This window comes from Thiocapsa sp. C2-2m (assembly GCF_041903745.1).
In the GTDB taxonomy this organism is placed as follows: domain Bacteria; phylum Pseudomonadota; class Gammaproteobacteria; order Chromatiales; family Chromatiaceae; genus Thiocapsa; species Thiocapsa roseilacustris.
The window spans coordinates 13,073-34,587 of the sequence record NZ_JBBWVD010000047.1; the positions used below are offsets into that span (position 1 = coordinate 13,073).

Annotated in this window: 21 protein-coding genes; 8 read left to right on the forward strand and 13 right to left on the reverse strand. The window is 65.8% G+C overall.

The genetic code is table 11. The features are described 5' to 3' along the window. Nucleotide 1: 1 nt before the first annotated feature. Nucleotides 2-1,756 carry a 2-oxoacid:acceptor oxidoreductase subunit alpha gene (locus tag AADX97_RS25370; protein WP_374237018.1) on the reverse strand — a complete coding sequence of 585 codons (1,755 nt, stop codon included), beginning with the start codon at nt 1,754-1,756 and terminating at the stop codon, nt 2-4. 226 nt (nt 1,757-1,982) lie between these two features. Here AADX97_RS25370 and nifV point away from each other — a divergent pair, with 226 nt between their 5' ends. From nifV to nifM, 5 genes are all read left to right on the forward strand, one after another. Beyond that, entirely contained in the window at nt 1,983-3,131 is a 1,149-nt protein-coding gene (gene nifV / locus AADX97_RS25375; protein ID WP_374237019.1) for a homocitrate synthase, read from the forward strand. 19 nt (nt 3,132-3,150) lie between these two features. Then, a complete protein-coding gene (locus AADX97_RS25380) occupies nt 3,151-3,693 on the forward strand; it encodes a hypothetical protein (RefSeq protein WP_374237020.1) in 543 nt (180 codons plus the stop codon). 277 nt (nt 3,694-3,970) lie between these two features. Then, complete coding sequence (gene nifW, locus AADX97_RS25385; protein WP_374237021.1) at nt 3,971-4,315, forward strand: nitrogenase-stabilizing/protective protein NifW; 345 nt, start codon at nt 3,971-3,973, stop codon at nt 4,313-4,315. Further along, the gene (locus tag AADX97_RS25390; protein ID WP_374237022.1) at nt 4,299-4,790 is read left to right on the forward strand and encodes a nitrogen fixation protein NifZ; all 492 of its coding nucleotides are present in this window, start codon (nt 4,299-4,301) and stop codon (nt 4,788-4,790) included. The genes nifW and AADX97_RS25390 overlap by 17 nt, the downstream gene beginning before the upstream one ends. Beyond that, nucleotides 4,787-5,668: a nitrogen fixation protein NifM gene (gene nifM, locus AADX97_RS25395; protein ID WP_374237023.1), complete on the forward strand. Its 882-nt coding sequence runs from the start codon at nt 4,787-4,789 to the stop codon at nt 5,666-5,668. The genes AADX97_RS25390 and nifM overlap by 4 nt, the downstream gene beginning before the upstream one ends. Before the next feature lie 250 nt (nt 5,669-5,918). Here the strand turns inward: nifM and AADX97_RS25400 are convergent, their stop codons facing one another. Next, entirely contained in the window at nt 5,919-6,365 is a 447-nt protein-coding gene (locus tag AADX97_RS25400) for a hypothetical protein (RefSeq protein WP_374237028.1), read from the reverse strand. 248 nt (nt 6,366-6,613) lie between these two features. Then, on the reverse strand, nt 6,614-8,194 hold the full coding sequence (locus AADX97_RS25405) for an alpha/beta hydrolase (RefSeq protein WP_374237024.1): 1,581 nt from the start codon (nt 8,192-8,194) through the stop codon (nt 6,614-6,616). 522 nt (nt 8,195-8,716) lie between these two features. On the opposite strand from AADX97_RS25405, the gene AADX97_RS25410 reads away from it, so the two are divergent. Genes AADX97_RS25410 through AADX97_RS25420 form a run of 3 tightly spaced genes read left to right on the forward strand, consistent with a single transcriptional unit; the run spans nt 8,717 to nt 10,202 of the window. Continuing rightward, nucleotides 8,717-8,941, forward strand: a complete 225-nt coding sequence (locus tag AADX97_RS25410) for a Trm112 family protein (protein WP_374237029.1) — start codon at nt 8,717-8,719, stop codon at nt 8,939-8,941. Nucleotides 8,942-8,975: 34 nt separating this feature from the next. Then, nucleotides 8,976-9,557, forward strand: a complete 582-nt coding sequence (locus AADX97_RS25415; RefSeq protein ID WP_374237025.1) for a Slp family lipoprotein — start codon at nt 8,976-8,978, stop codon at nt 9,555-9,557. A gap of 12 nt (nt 9,558-9,569) precedes the next feature. Continuing rightward, complete coding sequence (locus AADX97_RS25420; RefSeq protein ID WP_374237026.1) at nt 9,570-10,202, forward strand: Slp family lipoprotein; 633 nt, start codon at nt 9,570-9,572, stop codon at nt 10,200-10,202. Nucleotides 10,203-10,407: 205 nt separating this feature from the next. Here the strand turns inward: AADX97_RS25420 and rapA are convergent, their stop codons facing one another. The 10 genes from rapA to AADX97_RS25470 form a co-directional block, all read right to left on the reverse strand. Beyond that, a complete protein-coding gene (rapA, locus tag AADX97_RS25425; RefSeq protein ID WP_374237027.1) occupies nt 10,408-13,188 on the reverse strand; it encodes an RNA polymerase-associated protein RapA in 2,781 nt (926 codons plus the stop codon). A 213-nt stretch (nt 13,189-13,401) separates the two neighbouring features. Further along, nucleotides 13,402-13,833, reverse strand: a complete 432-nt coding sequence (tnpA, locus tag AADX97_RS25430; protein WP_374234571.1) for an IS200/IS605 family transposase — start codon at nt 13,831-13,833, stop codon at nt 13,402-13,404. Nucleotides 13,834-14,034: 201 nt separating this feature from the next. Continuing rightward, the gene (locus tag AADX97_RS25435) at nt 14,035-14,397 is read right to left on the reverse strand and encodes a magnesium transporter MgtE N-terminal domain-containing protein (RefSeq protein ID WP_374237418.1); all 363 of its coding nucleotides are present in this window, start codon (nt 14,395-14,397) and stop codon (nt 14,035-14,037) included. 970 nt (nt 14,398-15,367) lie between these two features. Beyond that, a complete protein-coding gene (gene alr, locus AADX97_RS25440) occupies nt 15,368-16,450 on the reverse strand; it encodes an alanine racemase (protein WP_374237420.1) in 1,083 nt (360 codons plus the stop codon). 321 nt (nt 16,451-16,771) lie between these two features. Beyond that, nucleotides 16,772-17,575, reverse strand: a complete 804-nt coding sequence (locus AADX97_RS25445) for a MotA/TolQ/ExbB proton channel family protein (RefSeq protein ID WP_374237421.1) — start codon at nt 17,573-17,575, stop codon at nt 16,772-16,774. Next, nucleotides 17,572-17,976 (reverse strand): FHA domain-containing protein, encoded by a 405-nt coding sequence (locus AADX97_RS25450; RefSeq protein ID WP_374237422.1) that lies wholly within the window; start codon nt 17,974-17,976, stop codon nt 17,572-17,574. The genes AADX97_RS25445 and AADX97_RS25450 overlap by 4 nt, the downstream gene beginning before the upstream one ends. Beyond that, the gene (locus AADX97_RS25455) at nt 17,973-19,217 is read right to left on the reverse strand and encodes a PP2C family serine/threonine-protein phosphatase (RefSeq protein WP_374237423.1); all 1,245 of its coding nucleotides are present in this window, start codon (nt 19,215-19,217) and stop codon (nt 17,973-17,975) included. Before AADX97_RS25455 ends, AADX97_RS25450 begins: the two co-directional genes overlap by 4 nt. Next, nucleotides 19,211-19,723 carry an FHA domain-containing protein gene (locus AADX97_RS25460; RefSeq protein ID WP_374237424.1) on the reverse strand — a complete coding sequence of 171 codons (513 nt, stop codon included), beginning with the start codon at nt 19,721-19,723 and terminating at the stop codon, nt 19,211-19,213. The genes AADX97_RS25455 and AADX97_RS25460 overlap by 7 nt, the downstream gene beginning before the upstream one ends. Then, the gene (locus AADX97_RS25465; protein WP_374237425.1) at nt 19,608-20,891 is read right to left on the reverse strand and encodes a VWA domain-containing protein; all 1,284 of its coding nucleotides are present in this window, start codon (nt 20,889-20,891) and stop codon (nt 19,608-19,610) included. Before AADX97_RS25465 ends, AADX97_RS25460 begins: the two co-directional genes overlap by 116 nt. Then, the coding region (locus AADX97_RS25470) for an FHA domain-containing protein (protein WP_374239334.1) at nt 20,888-21,515 on the reverse strand (628 nt) is incomplete at its 5' end. The genes AADX97_RS25465 and AADX97_RS25470, both read right to left, overlap by 4 nt.

Consider the following 21,515-nt stretch of genomic DNA (forward strand, 5'->3'; position numbering starts at 1 on the left):
CTCAAATCTCCTCGCGCCCATCGCGATCGGTCAGCGCACGCATGATCTCGGCGGGGCGCAATGGCAAGGGGCCGGGTCGCGCATAGGACCGGGCGTGTCTCGGGAGCGCCTGCTGTGAATGGAGATAGGCGAAGCATTGTGCGGTCTGGTTTTGCTCCACGACCAGGATCGAACCGGCCGAGCCGATCGCCTCGAGCAACGCCTCGCGTTGCAGGGGCGCGAGCAGGCGCAGGGCGATCGCCCGTGTCGGGACACCGGACGCACGCAGACGCTCCGCGGCCTCGAAGACCGGCCCCGCAGAGGAACCCCAGGTCAGAAGCAGATGGTCGCCCTCGCCCCGGATCTCGGCCCAACCCGGTCCATAGTCGAAGCCGGTCAGCTTGCGCAGACGCTTGGCGAGCTGCTCGGCATGGTCGATCGCACGGCTCGAGGGCGCGCCGCCCGGGCCGTGCTCCAGGCCCTCGGCCGTATACATGCCGCCCGGCAGTCCGGGTAAGGCCATCGGCGAGACACCGTCCGACATCGGCCGATAACGCCGGTGATCGGGGTCGGCGTCCTGTGCGATCAGGCGATGCAGGTGCGCCCTCTCCCCTGCCCCGAACGCCCGCTCGCCCGGCGGGTCGATGATCGCGCGCGACTGGCCCAGCATCTGATCCGAGAGCACGATCGCGACCGTCTGCAGGTGCTCGGCCAGACCGACCGCCCATTCGACCGTGTCGATGCAATCGCGGATACCCAGGGCCGCCAGGACCAGATGCGGGGCGTCGCCGTGCAGGCCGTAGAGTGCAATGTTGAGGTCGGACTGCTCGGACTTGGTCGGGATGCCCGTCGAAGGACCGCCGCGCTGGACGTTGACGACCACCACCGGGGTCTCGCTCGCCACGGCCAGACCCAAGCCTTCGACCATCAGGCTGAGGCCTGGGCCGGAGGTTGCCGTGAGCGAGGGCACGCCGCCGAAGGAGCTGCCGATGATCATGTTGATCGAGGCCAGCTCGTCCTCGGCCTGGAGCAAGGAGCCGCCGAGCAGCTCCAAGCGGGGTGCGAGCCATTCCAGCACCTCGCTGGCCGGCGTGATGGGATAGGCGGCGACGAATCGCACCCCGCCGCGAACGGCGCCCAGCCCGGCGGCCTCGTTGCCGCTGATGTTCCAGCGCGCGACGGGCGGCGCGAACGCCGACGGCGGCACACTCGCCGTGTCGGCCGCCGCGTAACCCGAGCGGATGCAATCGAGCGACGGGGTCAGCACCCGGCCGCCCTTGCCGCCGAGCGTCGTCCGCGCGCCTGCTTCGAGTGCGTCCAGCGGCAGCCCGAGCATGGCACCGACCATGCCGAGCGCGACCATGTTCACGCGGCCTTCGGCTTGCGCATCGGCGAGCGCCTTCCAGGGCAGGCTGCGCACCTGCGCGCCCGAGCGGACGAGGATCTCGGGGATCGGCCCGGCCTGCCCGTCCGTAAGGATGAGACTGGCACGATCGAGCGGCAGCTCGTCGGCAAAGCGGGCGACGTTCTCCCAGTCCAGACCGACGAGCAAATCGAAGCGATCGCCCATGCACTCGATCGGCTGCGGCCCGAAGCGCAGCATGGCCGCGGACTCGCCGCCGCGAATCTGCGGACCGGCCGAGCGGCCGAGCAGACCGTAACAGCCGGCGCGCCCGACGGCGGCGAGCAGGATGAGCCCTGCCGTGACCGCCCCGCTGCCGCCTGAACCCGTGATGGCGAGGGTGGCGCCCCCGGCGAGGGTCGATCGTTCGGTCATCCGCACTCCGCTCGTTGAAATCGCACGGACTATTGGAACCGCAAAGACACGACGGGCGCAAAGGTTTTCGAGCACCGTTGTCTGTGCGACACAGCCACCTTGGTCAGGTATGTCGGAAACCCTCCAACACCGCGATTGATCACGCTCAAGTTACTGATCCAATGAATAAAAGTTACATGGCATGTTGCCTGCTTAAGGAATCTGCAACAACTTCGAGGAGCCGGGCATGGAACCGCAACAGGTCACAATCAACGACACCACCCTACGCGACGGCGAGCAATCCGCCGGCGTTGCCTTCTCGATCGATGAAAAACTCGCGATCGCGCGTGGTCTCGACGCGCTCGGCGTGCCCGAGCTCGAGGTCGGCATCCCGGCGATGGGCGAAGAGGAGCGCGAGTCGATCCGTGCCGTCGCCGCGCTCGGTCTCTCGGCACGTCTGATGGTTTGGACGCGGATGCGCCCCACGGACATCGCGCAATGCCGTGACCTGGGCGTCGACATGGTGGATCTGTCCATCCCGGTCTCCGACCAGCAGATCACCCACAAGCTCGGACGCGACCGCGCCTGGGTCATTGCGCAAATTCGACACCAGGTCGGGGTCGCACTGGACATGGGGCTTGAGGTCTGCGTCGGCGCCGAGGATGCCTCGCGCGCCGATCCGGAGCTGCTCTGGCTCGCTGCGGAGGCCGCTCAAGATGCCGGCGCCCGACGCTTCCGCTTTGCCGACACGGTCGGCCTGATGGATCCCTTCGCGGTCTACGAGCGCATGCGCGACCTGCGCGCCATCCTGGACATCGAGATCGAGATGCACGCCCACGACGACCTCGGGCTGGCGACCGCCAATACCCTGGCGGCGGTCCGCGGTGGCGCGACGCACCTCAATACCACCGTCCACGGACTCGGCGAGCGAGCCGGCAACGCCGCACTGGAAGAGGTGGTGATGGGGCTCAAGCACATCCACGGCATCGACAGCGGGATCGATCTACACACCTTTGCGGAGCTTTCCGGCCTGGTCGCACGGGCCTCCGGCAAGCCGGTCGCCTGGCACAAGAGCCTGGTCGGCGGCGGCGCCTTTACCCACGAGTCCGGGATCCATGTCGATGGTCTGTTGAAGGATCCAATGAACTATCAGGGCATCGATCCGGCCGACGTCGGGCGCCGGCATCACCTGGTGCTCGGTAAACATTCCGGGCGACACGCGATTCGCCAAGCCTACGCCGACCTGCTGTGCTGCGATCTGGATCTCGATGAGGTCGACCGGCTTCTTCCCTTGGTCCGGCGCTTCGCGACCCACAGCAAGCGACCGCCCGAAGCGCCGGAGCTGATCGGCTTCCTCGCCGAGATCGGCAATCCCCGGGCCGTCCGGGTCCAATAAGATCGGAAGGAGACGCGCGATGGACCTCTTGGATTTCGACGGCGAGCCCATGTACTTCGACGAGCCTGTCTCGCCGGAGGTGGAGCGGCTCCTCGACGAGGCGGCCGAGGGTTACGGCGACGACACCGCCGAGGATCGCCTGCTGCTCGCCTATTTTCTCCAGCCCGAGCACCTGACGGTCTTGGTCGCGCTCTATCGCTACTTCTACTACCGACACAGATATCGCGAGGCACTGATCACGGCCGATCGTGCGATCGCGCTCACCGCGGCCCGCCTCGACCTGCCGACCGACTGGAATGACTTGCGCGAGGCCGATCTCGGGCAGTCCGTCCTCATCTCGATGAGCCTGACTCGATTCCTGCTGTTGGCGCTGAAGGGCTCGGGATACCTCCTGTTTCGCCTTGGCGATGCCGCGGGCGCACTGAAACGCTTTGAGAAGATCGCCGAGGTCGACACCAGCGATCGGCTCGGCATTGGCGAGCTGCATGCAATGGCACGTTCCGCGGTAACCCGATCCGCACTCGAGGACGCGGGAGGGAATGTGCGGTACTTCAAGGGCTAAACCGCGTCCCGTGCGCCCGGGGATGTCGCGCTTAAAGGCACCGCCGGGTGCAACCCAACAGGCTCGTGTTGGACGCGGTTTAGGACGAATTCCGGAAACCGAAATGCGAATGGAATCTTGCGTAAATCGCCTAGGAGTCCGGAATTCTTTAGAGACTTAAACCGTGTCGACGCTATGCTCGTTGACGCGCGAAAGGCACAGGCCAAGCCTGAATCACCGTATATCACTCAAAACACGGTTTAACACTGCCACCAAGACTGTAATGAAGGAGATGATCATGACCGACAATGAATTCGATCTCGACCTCGAGGAGCTTTCCAGCGCCGAAGACTTTCTAACCTATTTCGAGATCGACTTCGATCCGTCCGTCGTCCATGTCAATCGCCTGCATATCCTTCAGCGCTTTCACGATTATCTGGAGCAGGTCGACGAGATGCCCGATTCGGGGATTGCCCGCCGGGCCCTGTATGCAGATCTCCTCGAGTCGGCCTATCGCGATTTCGTGGTCTCGGATGCCGCGACCGAGAAGGTCTTCCGCGTCTTTCGAATGAACGAGCCCAAAAGCGTGCGGGTCGCGCTCAGTGATCTGACCGAGCAGATGCCCAATGCGGCCCGGCTTTGAATATGGCGACGAGGTGCGCGTCGTACGCAACGTGCGCAACGACGGCACCTTTCCGGGGCGCCCGACCGGAACCCTCTTGATCCGACGCGGCAGCACCGGTTTCGTCCGCGACATCGGGACCTTTCTCCAAGACCAGATCATCTACTCGGTGCATTTCCTGGAACACGACCTGGTCGTGGGCTGCCGCGAGGAGGAGCTTCAAGCCGCCGCGGCACCCTGGACGCCGAGCCGCTTCGAGGCACGCGAGAAGGTCGCCAGCCGCGTGCCGCTCGGCATTCAGGGCAAGGTCTTGGTCGAGGCCGGCGAGATCGGCGAGGTGATGCGTGTGCTGCGAGATCATCCGGCCGGAGTCGTCTACGAGGTTCATTTCGCGGATAGGCCAACGCTGCAGGTGCCCGAATCTGCGTTGATGGAGTCCGCCCGCACCGAGGGAGTTATAACTGAAACGCCCGAGCGGGAGGCCGAAGCGCAGTGACCACGACATCCCTTCGTCAACCTCCGGTCGCGCAGGTCGCGTCGATGAACGACGAGTATCGCTATCACCTGCTGCGCGCGGCGATCGAGCGGTTTCAATGCGATCTGGTCGGCTTGGATGCGCAGCGGATGGCCGAGCTCGAAAGCCAGGCACACCGAACCTTTGCGCTTGAAAGCCTAGTGCTTTCCTCGTGCGAGGCGCTGGATGCAGTGGTGCCCGAACAGCGGATCGAGGACGCACTGCAGGAGCTGCGGGGCCGTTATCCCGACACCGACGCCTTCGAGGAGGACATGGCGCGCAACGGTCTAGGCGAGGACGTCATGCGCCGCGCACTCCAACGCGAGCTGACCTTCGACGCCGTCATGCAGCGGGTTGGCAGCTATGCCGAGCCGATTACGGAGATCGAGGAGCGGCTCTTCTACGAGCTGCATCGCGAACGTTTCCAGACCCCGGAGCGCCGAGCTGCGCGCCACATCCTCATTACCGTCAACGACGATTATCCGGAGAACGCGCGTGATGCGGTGCTCGCGCGGATCGAACGGATTGCGGCCGACCTGAAGGGCGATGTCGAGCGGTTCGGCGAGCTGGCCCGTCGGCATTCCGAGTGCCCTACGGCGACGGAGGATGGCAACCTCGGACTCGTGAGACCCGGCCAACTCTTCCCGCAGTTGGATAAATGCCTCTACAGGTTGCACGCGGGGGACGTGAGCGGACCCTTGGAGTCCGACCTCGGCTTTCATCTGCTGCTCTGCGAGCGAATCGAGCCGGCAAGATCGGTGGACTTCGAGCAGGCCCGGGCGAAGATTCGATCGGCACTCGAGCAGCGCCGGCGGCGCGAGGCTCAAAAGGATTGGATTGCGTCATTGCGGCAGCGTTAGCCGAGAGCAGCATTACTCCTCAAATCTTGTCTACCCTGCCTGCCTCGGGACATCCGCGGGCTTAGCGCCGGCTACGAGCGAAGCCGGAGGCCTTGCACGTAACCCCGGCCATCATGGCACGTGGCGCAGAGCGCCACGGGGCATGCGTGACACCGCAAAGCGGGTGTCACGAGCGACTGATGTTTTGGGTGGCCGGTCTTACGAGCGAGGCCAAGCCGGACGCAGCCCGCAGACCTTAGCATAACCCCCGCTACGCCACCTGCTTCTCCGCACCCTCAAGCTTACGGATCAGCGGATAGAGATGCTCCGTCTCGCGCTGAATTCGGTCCATCACCAGCGCAAACATCTGCTCCGTATCCTGCAAAAACGACGGATGATCGTCGATGGTCAGGGAGCGACGCTTCTGCGAGCACCACTGCTTCACATAGGCATTGAAGATGCGTTTGATCTCGGTCGAGCCGGAGAGAAAACGATTTGCGGTATTCTTAACCTTTTGATCCGGATTGGAGATGAGCTGACTGCAGATCTCCCGATCCACAAGCTCCATGTGCTCCTTGACACGATTGGTCAGATCAAAGAAGACGTCGCAGGTGACATCCGTATCGCACATGGCGCGATCTCGAACTAAATAGAGAAACACGTTCGAGAGCTCCGTAATCTTGTGGTTTTGCTCGTGTAGTTGGGCAAATGCGACCATGGTAAAGCTCCTCCGGTCGATAGGTAATAGACTTGGTGGTTCGAGACGTTTCGGCCGGTCGGCCGGGTTTTTTGTGGTGACCCAGAGTACAGGCTGCATTCGATGTCGCAGCTCCAGTAAACCTTAGCGCTATCGGTAGTTTACGCGAAAGCACAATCCAAAAGTAGCCTGCGCAGGATCAAAAAATTTCGGGCCGCTGCCCGGAGGCACGATCCGTATCCTTGGCATAAATAGGGTTATTGGGGTCATCAAACCGCGACGAGCGGAAAGGTGACCGCGACGGCGCAAGCGAATGCGATCGCATTCGCAACGGCAGCGACCGCCGGGTGACGGGTGCGGCGGTAAACCCAACCGCTCAGGAGGCCGTAGATCAAGAACAGCACCAGTATCGCCGGCACAATGATAACCAAGAAGAACAGCTCGTTCAGGTTCAAAGCCACCGCAGCGAGCAGCGAGATCAGGAAGAGGAGCTTGGTCAACCAGTATCCGCCCCGAGCTGCACCGGGGCCACGGGTCGCCCACTCGTCGGCGAGACAATAGACGAGTGTTCCGGCAAGGATCGCGAGGACCAGATGCAGGCGCTCCATGCCCGGAAGCAGGGCCGTCACGAACCGATCCGTCGGCACGGCAAAGGCGAATGTCGCATAGACCGAGGCGGCGAGGATCGCGATCGCCAGCGCCGATCGGCTCACCGGACCCTGCCGAGCCGGTACCTCATGACGCATGACCCACACGCTGATGGCAGTCAGGACGCCGTAGACGGCAAAGTGCAGCGCCAGATAGTCCCCGAGCATGATCGAGAGGAAATCGCTCGGGACGCGCCAGAGGATGAGCGGCGTCAGCACAGCCGGCGCGATGGCAACCGGCAACAACCGCCGCCAGCTTAGACCCGCGCCCCGGGGCCGGTCGGCGACCCGCGGCAGGAGGTGGGACAAGGGCCAAGCGAGGGCAAGGATACCGAGAAAAAGGAGCCCAAGACCGGGGCCGCGGCGATCGACAAAGCCGCTGCCGGTGCGATCGAACGTCTGATCGAGCCAAACCAGCGACTCGCCGAGAGCGCTCTCTACATAAAGCACCCCGATGTGCTCGACACCGGGCGCGAGCGCCAGACGCCGCGCACTGCCGTCGTTCGGGTCTCCGTAGGTCTGTCCCGCCTGGACCTCGCCTCCGGTCACCTCGGCGATGGCCGCGCGCCCTTGCCCGTGGAGCATCTTGGGCTCCAAGGCGCCATAGACAAAGAGCAGGTTGCGCAGGGACGCGGTGTTCGTGTCATCCGAGAGATAGGGTGAGACGAGCACGGAGGCCGCGACCGGGGCCTCCCCGGACTCGGCAAAGCGCACCAGGACATCGCCCGCCATCGAGTGCCCGAGCAGCGCAAGTCGGCCGTCCGCACCGGGCTGCCGCAAGCCCAGGGCCACCGCCGGCACGAGCGCATCCGTCAGGACGCGCAATCGTGTCGCCTGATCCTCCAAGTCGGCAACAAACGGCGTGGAATTACGCCCATGCCCCGGAAAATCGAAGGTGACTGCGATATAGCCGTTGCGTGCCAAGGTGACCGCATACGCCTGCATCATCTGACGAGACCCCGCGAACCCGTGCGCGATGACCACGACCGGGGCAGGCGCGTCGCCTGCGGGGCGATACAGGGTCATGGGCACACCGGCCTCGTGCACCTGGACGATCGAAAGACCCCGAGTGGCGGATTCGAGCTTCAGAAGTCCGGCCGCCACCAGGCAGACCGCAATGATGGCTACGGACACCGGGGCGATCAACGCGCCGAGGATGCGCTCGCGCTTGGGCCCGACGGGGGTTGTGTCTGAAGGATGCATAGGATCTCGGGCTGAGGGACGACCGGGGCGGATCAACACGCGGCAGATCGGCCGACATAGGGACCCGCCGGCAGGCCGCTGCGTTCGGCGACACGCTTTGGTCTTGGGAAAATGCAGTGACGCCGTCGGCTTTTCAACGCATCGCGGACAACCACCGCTGGTTGTGTCTCCTTCCGGGGCGGTAGAATCGGGAATCGACCTTAGGGCAGCCGTGCGGGTCCGGACCGACACGCGACCGGGACAGTCCCGCGCAGATCCAGTAGTCCCTGACGCCGCGAATCTTGAACAAACCCGTCGTAGAATTTTTCGTGGTCGTTGTCGTGGTCGTTGTCGGGGTCGGGGTCGGGGTCGTCCGGAATCCAATTACGATTACGACAACGACAACGACCACGACAACTGCAGCGACAACGAGCAGGGCCTTCGACCAGGTTTCTTGGTTCCGGCTCTGCCGGGTTAGCGGGGCGTCCGAACCTGCATTGCGGAACGCGCCTCTTCATCACAGCCTTGCGGAGATCCATCATGCTGGACAAACAACTGCTCGACATCCTCGTCTGCCCCGTCACCAAGGGTCCACTGATCTTCGACAAGGCCCGCGGAGAGCTGATCTCGATCTCGGCGCAGCTCGCCTATCCGATTCGCGACGATATCCCGGTGATGTTGGAGGAAGAGGCACGGCTACTCTCCGCCGACGAGCTCGAGGCCTACCGTGAGCGCCGCTCCGGCTCCGGCAAGCACAGCCATCCGTAACGCCGCCGGCGCCACCGATCCGGTTTCGGATCGGATGGTCGACCGCGTTTCGGCGTGCGCCAGGACGACCCGAATCCGCTCGCTGCGGATCACGGTCGTCGCCCTGCTCTTGCTCGGCGGGTGCGCCACCGGGCGCGTGCCCGAGGCAATCCGTGACCCGGCGCTGCCCTCGCCCGCCGTGACCGAGGTCCAGCAACGGCCAGAGCTCTTCATCGGACAACGCGTGCGTTGGGGGGGAAGCATTCTGGACGTGCACAACGCACGGGAGACGACTCGGATCGAGATCCTCGCCAGACCGCTAAACAGCAGCGGCGAGCCCGACGACACCGCCGGCGGCTTGGGCCGCTTCATCGTCGAGCTGCCCGGCTTCAAGGATCCGGCGGAGTATCCGAAACAACGCCGCTTGACGGTGGTCGGGCCGCTGGCCCGGATGGAAACGCGCGACGTCGGCGACTACCCCTACCCCTATCCGGTGGTCACGGGCGATGTCTGGTACCTCTGGCCGAACCCGCCACCCGACGTCTCCCCTTGGCCGTACGACTATCCCTGGTATCGTCCTTGGTATGGGCCATGGATCGGACCCTGGTATGGTCCTTGGTACGGACCCTGGTATTAAGGTGATGCACAGATGAGTAGAGAACAACGATCAAGCCCGGCCTGGCCGACGGGATCCGGGCCGCCGAGACGCATGTTCGCGCCGGGCAACGGCGGCGGGCCGACAAGATGGGGGCCCGCGGGACTCCTGCTCGGGCTCGCGCTCCTCACCGGCTGTGCAAGCCAACAAGGCTGCCTGACACCGGTCGGCGCCACTGGTCTGACGCCCGAGAGTGTCGTCTCCATCGGACAAGGCGAAGGCGCGGTCGTGACCTGGGGAGGCGTGATCGCGGCCACCCGTAACCTCGCCCGAGAGACCGAGATCGAGACGATCGGCTACCGCCTCGATCGCTGCGGGAAACCGACGACGAGCGGCCAACCCGTCGGTCGGTTCATCGCCCGCCAATCGGGCTTTTTGGAGCCCTCGGACTATCGCGCGGGCCGTCGCATCACGTTCACCGGCCGTATCGCAGAGGTGCGCGACGGTCAGGTCGGCGAGGCCAGCTACCGTTTCCCCGTCCTGGAAGACTCCGTGGTCCGCCTCTGGCCCGACGATGCCGCAGACGATCAACGCGGATGGACACCACGCCTGACGCCCTACCTCGGCATTGGATTCGGCAGCGGCGGCTTCGGGGGGATCGGCGGCGGCATCGGCTTGGGCTTCTGAATCGCGTCCCGAGCGATCAAGAGCGGTTCGTCGTATGGCAACGACCGTTGATGCACGAGAGATCCTCCCCGGACGCGATTCAGAAAAATTGAAGAGAAATAATCTTTTAAATTCTTGAACCGCGTCGACTCCGGCGTTTGTACGAGTCGTACCCCCGCGGCCATGCGCTGAACAGGCATGTGGTGCCGGTCGCGGTTCAAGCGGTTCAACCGGTCACGACGAGACGTAGCGCATCCAGCCTCAGGTGTGTCTTCGCCAACGCCTGGCCGAGCTGGTCGCGTCGGTCCTCCAGCGCGCTGATCTCGTCCGGGCGCACATTCGGGTTGACCCGCGCCAGGGCGCCTAGACGATCCAGCTCCTCGCCGAGGAGGCGCTGCATCCGCGCGGCCGCCTCCCGACGCAGGTCGACCACGGCGGCGCGCGCCAATTGCTCGCCGGTTTCGATCATCGACACCAGCCGTTCGCCCCGCGACTCCAGCAGGGTGCGGGCAAGCTTGTGGTTGTGGTTCAGACAATGGCCCTGCAGGTCCTCGTGCGAGATGGTCTCGGCCAGATCCGCGCCGGACTCGTCGATCAGGAGGCGCAGCAGGGTCGGCGGCAGGAAGCGCCCTGCCTCCAGATGGGCCGGGGCCTGGCACTCGACGACATAGAGTGCCTCGAGCAGCAGGCTGGCGCGTTTGAAACGCGCGTCGCGGACGATCGTCAGGGCCGAGGTGCCCAGATCGGAGGCGCTCAGAAGCTCCATCGCCGCACGCACCATCGGGTGCTCGCGGGTCATGAATTCCCAGTGCTCGTGCGAGAGTGCGGTCGCCCGGTCGAAGGTCAGGGTCAGACCCTCCTCGGGCAGCTCGGGGAAGGTCTCCTGGAGCATGTGCGCCCCCGGGCGCACCACCAACGCCTGACTCGGCGCCGGCTCGTGCTCGACACCGAAACCGTCCCAGAAGCGTTTGAGATAGTCGGCCAAGTCCTCGTCGGCATCGGCCTGCTCGATGGCCTCGACCAATTCCGCGGAGCGCTCGGGACGGTGGGAGTGCAGCTCAAGGAGACGATCGCGCCCCGCGGCCAGCTCGGCATTGAGGCGTGCACTCAGCACTCGGGCCTCCGCGATCAGGGCGTCGGTGCCTTGCGGATCCGCGAGCGCCGCCATCAGGTCCTCACACAGCCGCGCGTAGACGGCCGGCGCGGCGGGACAGATGGCCGAGAAGGCGTGCAGCCCCTCGGCATACCACCTGAACAGGACTTCGCCCGGAGCGCCGGCGAGATAGGGGACATGGATCTGCACCCGCCGGGTCTGCCCGATCCGATCGAGCCGCCCGATGCGCTGCTCGAGCAGGTCCGGATCCAGCGGCAGGTCGAACAGCACCAGATGATGGGCGAACTGGAAGTTGCGCCCCTCGCTGCCGATCTCGGAGCAGAGCAGAATCTGGGTCCCGTCATCGGCCGACGCGAAATAGGCCGCTGCCCGGTCGCGCTCGCGGATCTCCATCTCCTCGTGGAAGACGGCCGCGTGGATGCCGGCACGACGCAGCAGCACCTCCCGCAGATCCAGGACCGTGTCGGCCGCGGTGCAGATGAGCAGCAGCTTCTCGGGGCGGAGCCGTCGCAGCAGATCGATGAGCCAGTCGACGCGCGGGTCGATCTCCGACCAAGCGGGCCCGAGCGCGCGCTCGGGTGCGAGCCGCGCGGCCGCGTCGCTCGCGAGCGCCCGATAGGCCTCGGGCTCAGGCAGGGGATAGGGCAGCAGATCGCGCCCCGGAAAACCGGGGATGGCCGCACGCGTATTGCGGAACATGACCCGCCCGGTGCCGTGGCGGTCGAGCAGACGCTGGAGGATGGTTTCAGCATCCAGCCCCTCCAGATCGCCCAAGAGCGAAGCGATCAGGGCCCGATCCGCATCCTTGAGCGCCCGACCCTCAAGCAGGCGCGCGGCGGCCGCCGCGACGGGCGCATAGCCCGCCTCCTCGGCGAGGAAGGACGCGTAGTCCCGGAAACGCTGCGGATCCAGAAGGCGCAGCCGGCCGAAATGACCCGCACGGCCCAACTGCTCGGGTGTCGCCGTGAGCAGCAGCACGCCCGGGGTGCGCTCGGCCAGGTCGGCGACCAGGCGGTATTCGGGGCTGGCGGCGGCTTCCGACCAATCCAGGTGATGTGCCTCGTCGACCACGAGCAGATCCCACTGACCCTCGACGAGCGCCCGTTTTCCCGCGGCCGACCGAATGATCCAGTCGAGGCTGCAAAGCACCTGCTGATCGGCGAGAAAGGGATTGGGCTCGGAGATGGACTCGAAGCGCTCATGATCGAAGAGCGCGAAACGCAGGTTGAAGCGGCGCCGCATCTCGACCAGCCATTGGTGGAGCAAGGGCTCCGGCGTGATCACGAGCACCCGTTGCGCACGCCCGGTCAGGAGCATCCGATGCAGGATCAGCCCGGCCTCGATGGTCTTGCCGAGCCCGACCTCGTCGGCCAAGAGCACGCGCGGGGCGTCGCGTCGTGCCACCTCGGCGGCGATCTCGAGCTGATGCGGGATCAGCCCGACCCGGGCGCCGACCAGACCCCGCACCGGGGAGTCGGCCTCCCGCATCCCCTGCAGCCAGGTCCGCCAGCGCAGATCGAACCAGTGATCCGGGTCGAGCCGCCCGGACATGAGACGCTGATGCGGCCGGTTGAACCTGAGCCGGTCGTCCAGCTCGGACTCGGGGAGCACGACAACAGCGCCCTGGAGATCCTCGCAATGATACGTCATGACGCCCGCGTCGCTCGCGACCGAGAGGATCGTCAGATCCAGACCCTTTCGATCGCGCACAGGCTCGCCCGCCGTCAGCTCCAGACGCACCAAGGGCGGATCCGGCAGCGCATAGATGCGCTCCTCGCCGGTCGCCCGATAGGCGATCTCGACACGACGACCGTCGACGGCAACCACCAAGCCGAGACCGAGCTCCCCTTGGGTCTCGCTTAACCAACGTTGGCCGGGGACAAATCGATTCATATTCAACCGCGTCCAGAGCAACATGCGTCGTTATCATGTTGTGTCGGACTCAAGATCATGTTGTGTCGGACTCAAGAATTTTTCCGACCTTTGTGGCGACGCGAGTAACCATCCCCCGGCAAAGCCGGGGGCTTTGAATTCGTGAGCCGCTCAAAGCGGCAAAGGGGTCGCTAACGCGGCCCCACGGTTCTTGGGCCGCCTAAAGGCGGCAAATCAGCGCCACAGTTTGAGCTGATCCAGGCGCTGGTCTTCGCTCTCTTGGTGCTGGATGTACTCTCGGATCGTCGCTTCATCCCGACCGACGGTCGAGACAAAGTATCCCCGAGCCCAGAAGTGCTGCCCCGTAAAGTTGCGCTGGCGCTCGCCGTAGACGCGCGCCAGATGGATCGCGCTTTTGCCCTTGATGAAGCCGATCACCTGGCACACGGCATACTTCGGCGGAATCGAAATGAGCATGTGAACATGATCCGACATCAGATGCCCCTCTTCGATCCGGCTTTCCTTTTGCCGGGCTAACCGGTGAAAGACTTCCCCGAGGTGTGACCGCAGTTGCCCATAGAGCACGCGGCGGCGATATTTCGGGATGAAAACAACATGATATTTGCACTCCCATTTGGAGTGACTTAGGCTCTCGAAATCGTCCATCGGGACTCTCCACAAGCGTGTGCTTGGCGGCTCACGCTGCGGAGTGTCCCCGATGGACTCCCGGAAATGTCAAACTGCTACTGTCACCCCGGCAAAGCCGGGGGATTACCCGTTTTATTTAAACCGCGCCGACTCGAACAATCGTCGAGTCTGCCGCGGCCGATCCCATCCAAAAACATCGCATACCGCGGCGGGCGCGGTTTAGATGCGCCGACGATAGTCGAGGATGACCGACACCCCGTGCCGTTTGCCCTCGGGCAGCGCCTGCACGATTGCCCGACGCAAATTCTTGGGCACCCGCTCGCACAGACGTGCCACCGTGTAGGACGAGAGCCCGCCGGCGAGACGCACCGCCTCCGAGCGCGGGATATCCTCCAGGAGGCGAACCTGGGAAGGCTCGCGCAAGCGCAGAAACCGCAGACGCGCCGCGTCGTACTCGCCACGACCACAGGCGCGACGCACCGTCACGGCATCCTGCTCCGCAGACTCCTCGGAACGCGATTCGGACGCCATGGGGGCTTTGACCTGCTCGTTAGGATTCAAGGTGTTAATCATCAACTCCATCACCGGATTCTCCTCGACGCCGCAAGGCGCACTCCGAGGACCATTGAGCCTGAAAAGGCGAACGTCGACCATCAAGCGGCTCAACGCGCGCATTCAGGACAACCAAAACCGGCGGCAACCGCCGGCACCCAGTTGGATGCTGGAATCTCAAGTAGAACAGCGCAGGAGAGCGGCGAGCCGGAACGGCTGGCGAGATCCAAAAACCGCTTGCAGCGGAATGCCGGGATCGATCCTGGTCCGCCGTCTCGGGCGGGAACCGCTTGGATTCTCGGCTTGGCTTTGGATCCGATGGATGCTCTTCCATCCGTGCCGGCGAGGTTGCCGCACGTCCGGTCGAGCCAAGTGACGGGTCAGATGACCGTGTTGGAGGGCTCGTCCGAGAGACGCTGGTGCGACGCGCGCGCCGGGTCATGACTGACCTTCACGCCTGTCTGCTGTCGACTCCAACTGTCCATACAAAAGCAAGCCTCTGTGGCCAAACACGTACTCTCATGATCCTATCGCAGCGGATCCATGCAAGAGCGGCGCGAATTATGCGGTTCTTCCGGTCGGCTGGCAAGACCCTCGAGACCCTCAAGACAGGTTCGCTCGGCACCGATCGGCTTCCGCAATGCCTCACGGAGCCACGGAGACACGGAGCGCACGCAGGTACGATCTCGGATTCTCCGTGCCCTCCGCGTCTTCGTGAGAGGCATCTCAAGCTGGAACCAGGGTGCTTGGAGCGAGCTGATAGGTCGCAAGTAACGGTTCAGAAACAAAGCTTACAGATGCGTAAGCGCCACCACCCGTAGGTTGGGCAAAGCGTAGCGTGCCCAACCCGCGCCGTCATCACGGGGATCAGTTGGGCACGCTGCGCTTTGCCCAACCTACCTGTCGACCTGTCGAAGTTGCCCTTATCGTGATCGTTCGACCATGTTCGGACGACTTGGACACTGGGGCCGAAGACACGCCCGGCGGCTCCCGTCTGGCGCTAGCCATCTTCGTAGATCAAAGGGACGCGTCTGTTGATGTTGGTGAAGAGTTGATAGGCAATGGTCCCGCTCGCCTCGGCGACGGCGTTGGCCGAGACCTGCGCCCCCCAGAGCTCGACCGGATCGCCGATCGCGGCATCGACGATCTCGGTCAGGTCAAGGGTCACGAGATCCATGGACACTCGGCCGACGATGCGGGTCATGCGGCCCTTGACCGCGACCGGTGTCCCGTCCGGGGCATGACGCGGATAGCCGTCCGCATAGCCGACCGCGGCGACCCCCACACGGGTCGGACGCTCGCAGACGAAGCGTCCGCCGTAGCCGACCGGCTCGCCGGCGTCGAGATCCCGCACCGAGATGAGTGCAGACTCCAAGGTCATCACCGGTCTAAGTATGTCGGCCGAGAGGTGCTCGTCGCCCAGCGGCGAGGCGCCGTAGAGCATGATCCCCGGACGGGTCCAGTCGCCATGCGCGCGCGGCCAAGCGAGCACGGCCGCCGAGTTCGAGAGGCTGCGGGGCGCGCGCATCGCTGCGGTCGCCTGCGCGAAGACACGCATCTGCTGCTCGGTGTAGTGATGATCCGGCTCGTCGGCGCGGGCGAAGTGCGACATCAGGACCAGGCTCCGCACATGCGGACAATCGGCAAGCTCCGCGTAGGCCGCGGCAAAGTCCTCCGGCGCAAACCCCATCCGGTGCATCCCGGAATCCATCTTCAGCCAGCAGTCGAGCGGGCGCTCGGGCCGGGCATCGAGCAGCCAGTCCAATTGCAGACGGCTGTGGATCACGGGGGTTAGCTCGGCCCGATCCAGGATCGTCATTTCCTCGGGCGAGAAGACCCCGTCCAGCAGCAGGATTGGCGCGCGGATTCCCGACTCGCGCAGCTCAAGCCCCTCCTCGACATAGGCGACCGCGAAACCGTCGGCCTCCTCGGCAAGGGCACGCGCAACCGCCACCGCGCCGTGCCCGTAGGCGTTGGCCTTGACCACCGCAAGCGCCCGCGCGCCCGGCGCCAGGGCTTTGGCTTGACGGTAGTTGTGACGGACCGCATCCAGATGAATGCGGGCGCGGATCGGACGGGGCATGGCGGGCTCGTCGTAGGTCGTCGGCGTGGGTCGGGTTGTCGCGTCAAGCCCGACGGCGCGGGCTTCAGCTCAGTCTATCGCAACTGAGATGCTCGGATAAGCGGCGCACGCCAAGGCATTGCCACTTATCAGTTAACGTCGGCACACTGGTTCCAACTCGACATAGCTCTCACGGAGACGCGGAGTGCACGGAGAATCCGAGATCTGTCCTGCATGCGCTCCGTGTCTCCGCGTCTCCGTGAGAGATTTCATTTTGAACCGCTCCATCCCGTCGCGAACCATTCTCGGGGACAGGATGCTGCGGGGGAACCTCACGTCCAGTCAGGTCGACCGCCCCGCATACAACCGATTGATCAGGTTCACGAGCGTGTAATGACCCGCCTGATTGACCGCACGCTCTTCCCGGGCCTGCACCAGGTGCAGCAGCAGGACCAGAAGGCTGCTTTCAACCAGAGCGACCAGGGTCGTGTAGAAGCTCACGCCCAGGGCACGGGCGATCTCCCCGAGTGGTTGGGCCGCCGCGCTCGGATCGATCATCGACAAGGCCAGCGTGATCCCGATCACGGTCCCGATGAAGCCGACGGTGGGAATCACCCAGACCAGATAGCGCAGCAGGGTGTAACGCAGGTCCACCCGATGCGACAGAAGGTCCAGACTGCTGTTGAGTACACTGACGGTCTGATCGACCGACCGGCTGGCCTGAAACTGGAGGATGCACAGATCGATCAGCCCCGGCAGGAAACCATGCTCCCCGTCGTGGCGTTGGGCCACCCGCGCGCGCAGGGGCGGAAGATCATGTGATTGCAGAACCACCTCGTAGGCTTGCGGCGGCAGGCCCTCGCCGAGCATCGCCTGCTCGCGCACCGCGATGCGCCAGCGGCAGAAGATCTCGCCGAGACCCATGAAGAGGATCAGGTGCGTGAGATTCTGGATCGTGAAGGGATAGCGAAAGGGATACCCCGGCGGCGTGACGGCATGATGGTCGAGCCACAGGACCGCGGCCGGGCTGCCGGCGGGCAAGAGAATCGTGAGCAGTGCAATGAAGAGCATGCCGAGCAGCAGCGCGAGCGGCAGGATGACGGCTGGCCGCGGCTGCTCCCAAAGGGCCCGAGGCAAACGGCTCATCGGCCGCATTCCGGACAGGCGCCATCGGCGGGTTTGACACACCCGCAGACGCAGCGGATCAGACGGCGTCCTCGGGCGAGCGGTGTCGCATCGCCGAGCGCAGGCGTTTCCGGCATGGCAGACTTCAGGCGCAGGGCTTCGATGAGCGTCTTGACCTCGAAGGTCACCGCGCCGAAACGCACCCGATCCAGCGGCGAGATCAGACTCTGGTGAATCCGCCGGGCCTCCCCGTCGGTTCCGACCAGGAAGGTGCCGTTGGTGCTCCGACAGTCGGTCAACAGGAGCTTGCCGTTGTCCAGGACGGTCAGCTCGGCATGTCGCCCGCTCACCGAGGCGTCCGCCAGCGGCAGATCGCAGTCACGCTCCCGACCAATCGAGAACCGCTGCTCCGGCGCGCTCACGTCGGCTCCGGGGGCACGGCGACCGGCGGCGTGACGGGGCGCGGGGCATCTGGCTCCGGCGGTTGCTCCGGAACCTGGGGCGGCACGCTGTCCCCGCGAGCCGCGTCCGGAAGCGACTCCGGCGATGGGCTGATCGCCGCTGCCGGGACGCTGGTGTCCGGCTGGGGGCCGACGGCATCCCCGTCGGCCGCTGGAGGTGGCGTCGTCTCCGCTGGCTGAATCGAATCCGCGCGATCCGACCACCACGCCGGACCAAGCCAAGCCAAGGCACCCACGGCGACGACAACCGCGATGCCGATGGCGATGACCGGCGTCCAACGGCGTCGCCGGGGCAGCGGCGGTTCCGCAGCCGGTAAGGGCGTTGCGCCGCTCTCGCAGGCCAGCACCGCGACCGTCGCGTTGTCCTGATACGCAAGCTGGCGCGCGCGCAGTTCCGCAATCAAGGCATCCGCGGCGGCTTGCGGATCGCCCGCCAGCGGGGCCGCCAGCTCATCCAGGGTCAAGACCCCATCCACGCCGTCGCTGCACAACAGCAGCCGGTCGCCCGGTTGCAGCGCCAGCGGGCGACGGCTGAAGTCCACCAACGGAATCTCAGCCAGACCCAGGAAGCTGGTCAGCGCGTCGCGATCCGGATGGTCCGTCACCGCATCCGCTGCCAACTCCCCGGCGTTGACCTGCTCCTGAAGCTCACGGGCAAAATTGTGATCTTCCGTGCAGCGGGTGAGCGATCGGTTGGCGGCGCTGTAGAGATAGAGCCGGCTGTCGCCGACGCTGACCCAAAAGAGTCGGGACTCGCGCACCGCCGCCGCCACCAGGGTCGTGCCGACCTCGCCCTCGCCGGCGGTCGCCAGGGCCAGCGCATGCACAGACTGGTTGGCCGCACGCAGGGCCACATCCAACGCCTCGGCCACCGGCACATCGGCCGGCTGTGCGGCGACGCTGGCGCGGAAGGTCGACACCGCGATGCGGCTGGCCTCGCGTCCGGCTTGCAGACCGCCCATGCCGTCGGCCAGCACCACCAGCACGGTGCCCGCCGGATTCGCGCCGGCGACCGCGCAACCGTCGAAGGCAAAGGCGTCCTGCTGCTCGGGCCGCGCGCCAATCCATTGGGCATTCCCGGGTCGCAGCCCGAGCGGCCTGTCCGGGCGGATCTCAGCGGATGGCAACACCGCAGCGATGTCCGCCTCGCCCTCGGCTAGGCGCACCGTCGGTGCATCGCCCGACAGCTCTCGATTCACCATGTCCCGATCCCTCCGACATGCAGCTCGGTCTGTCCGATCCGCACGACATCGCCGTCCCGCAACGGCGTGGGCGCGCTCAGCGGGACGCCATTGAGCAGGGTTCCGTTGGTCGAGCCGATGTCCGCCAACAGGATCCGACCCGCCTGAGCGGTCAGCCGCGCATGCTGCGCCGAGACCTCGTCGTCATCCCGCAGGGCCAGAGCACAGCCGCCGCCGCGGCCGATGAGCGCCGATGGCGCGAGGACCAGCCGGACCCTCTCGCCGCGGCGCGTGCCGGTCTTGAAGGTCAGGACCAGCGCCGGGCCTTCGACCTGCGGGGGACGGGGCGACTCCGGGATGGGCTGCTCCCGGTTGGGCTGGTCCGGGGTCGACGGATCCAGGATCAGCGGCTCAGGCGCGAGAACCCCGACCGGATCGCCCGGATCGTCGGGGATGGTGTCTTCGACCTGTTCCTTCGATCGGCGACGACGCCGCCGGACCAGCAAACCGAGGAGGATCGCCAGCACGCCAGCCGCCAGCCGCCAGGGCGCCGACCCACCAGGGCACGATTGAACGCAGTGACTGGAGCAGACCGTCCGCTGCGGGCGCCTCGACGCCGTCGGACGGCCCTCCCTGCGCGACGGTCGGTGTCGGTGCAATCGGCAGGTTGCCGTTCCCCGAATCGCCCGGCGTACCCGGCGTGCCGGTCCCGGCATTCGGAGCGTTCTCGACGGTCACCGGATAGAGCCGCACATCCACGCCGTCAGTCAGGGTCAGACCCCCTGCGTCCAGCGCGATCTGCAGGCGATAGCGGTTGCCGTCAGCGGTGCAGGTCGGGCAGCGCAGTTGGACCCGATCCACGGCACGGATGGTCTCGCGCATCGCCGCATAGGCCGCGCCGGGATCTCCGGAGCTGGCATCGACGAATAGGCCCCCGGAGCGCCGGGCCAGGCGCCCCAGGGTAGAGAGCCCCCGTTCGCGCTGCGCCGCATCGCGCACGCGGCTGAATCCGATGGCATAAATGGGCACCGGGTTCTCGGCGAGATGCGCCTCGACCTCCTCCACCGTCATGCCGCCGGGCGCGTCATCCAGCCCATCGCTCAGGATCACCAGGGCACGGCGCGTCGGCAGCCCTTCCCCGCGCTGCCGACCCAGGGCCAAACCCTGCGCCAGCGCCTCATGCAACGCGGTGCGCGGGTCCGTCGCGGCGAGGGCATCGAGCGTAGAGCCCAACAGGATCCGGTCGGCGGTCGGCGGCACTTGGGTCTGGACCCGCGTGCCGAAGGTCAGGATCGCGGCCTGATCCTGCGCCCCGAGCGCCGCGACCCAGTCGCGCAGCGCGGTCTTGACGCGCCCGAACTGCGCCGCATCCAGCGATGCCGAGATGTCGACCAGAAAGACATAGAGCACCCCCTCGCCGGTCTGCGCGAAGGGCGTGGTCGCGACCACCTCCGCCACCTGCGCGCCGAGCGTGGCATGCAGCGCCCCGATCCCATCGCCCGAGACCGGCTGATCCTGCGCGTCGCGCGCCGCCACATAGGCGGTCAGATTGGTGCCCTCGGCCAGCGCCTGGACGATCCGCAGACTTGTCGGCGCGGCGGCCTGCGCAACCGCCGCCGCCAGTCCAGCGAGGAGGATCAGGGTTAAGAGCGCACGGTGGCACCAGGATCCGGCGCGAACGCCTGCAGCCCTCATGGCTTGGCCTCGACCGGCCAACTGAAGGATTCGCCGCAAAAGGGCACGAAGAGCAGCGTCGACTCGCCGATCTCGATCCGATCATAGGGGTTTAGCTCGACGGCAAGCGTCACCTCCTCGTCGTTGAGATAGACCAGACCGCGACTGTCGCCGGGGGCCAAGCGAAAGGTCTGCCGCTTGGGGTTGAAGCTGACGACCGCGTGATTCTCGCGGCTCACGGTCGCGTCCCCGGAGATGGCGACATCCATGGTCGGGGCGCGGCCGATGAAGTTGCGCTCGGTGTGCAGACGATAATCCCGGCCGCGCTCCGGACCCTCCACACACACCAGCCAGCCGACCACGGGATCGACCCCGCCCATCCGCTTGGCCCAGACATGCCGCGTCGCGCCCGGGTCGCGATCCAGCGCAACAGGCGCACCGGTGCCGACCGCGCGCGTCCGCCCGTCGGCCACCGACCGGACGTCGCCGGACGAACCCGCCAGCGGCCGAGTTGCACCCAAGTCCAGGGCTACCCCGCAGAAGGGGCAGCTCGTGTGCTCCTCGTCGTTGTAGAAGTGGCCGCTGCCGCAGGACACCATGGTCATGTCGGGATCTCCTTGTCGGGGGATCGGGGTTCGGGGTTCG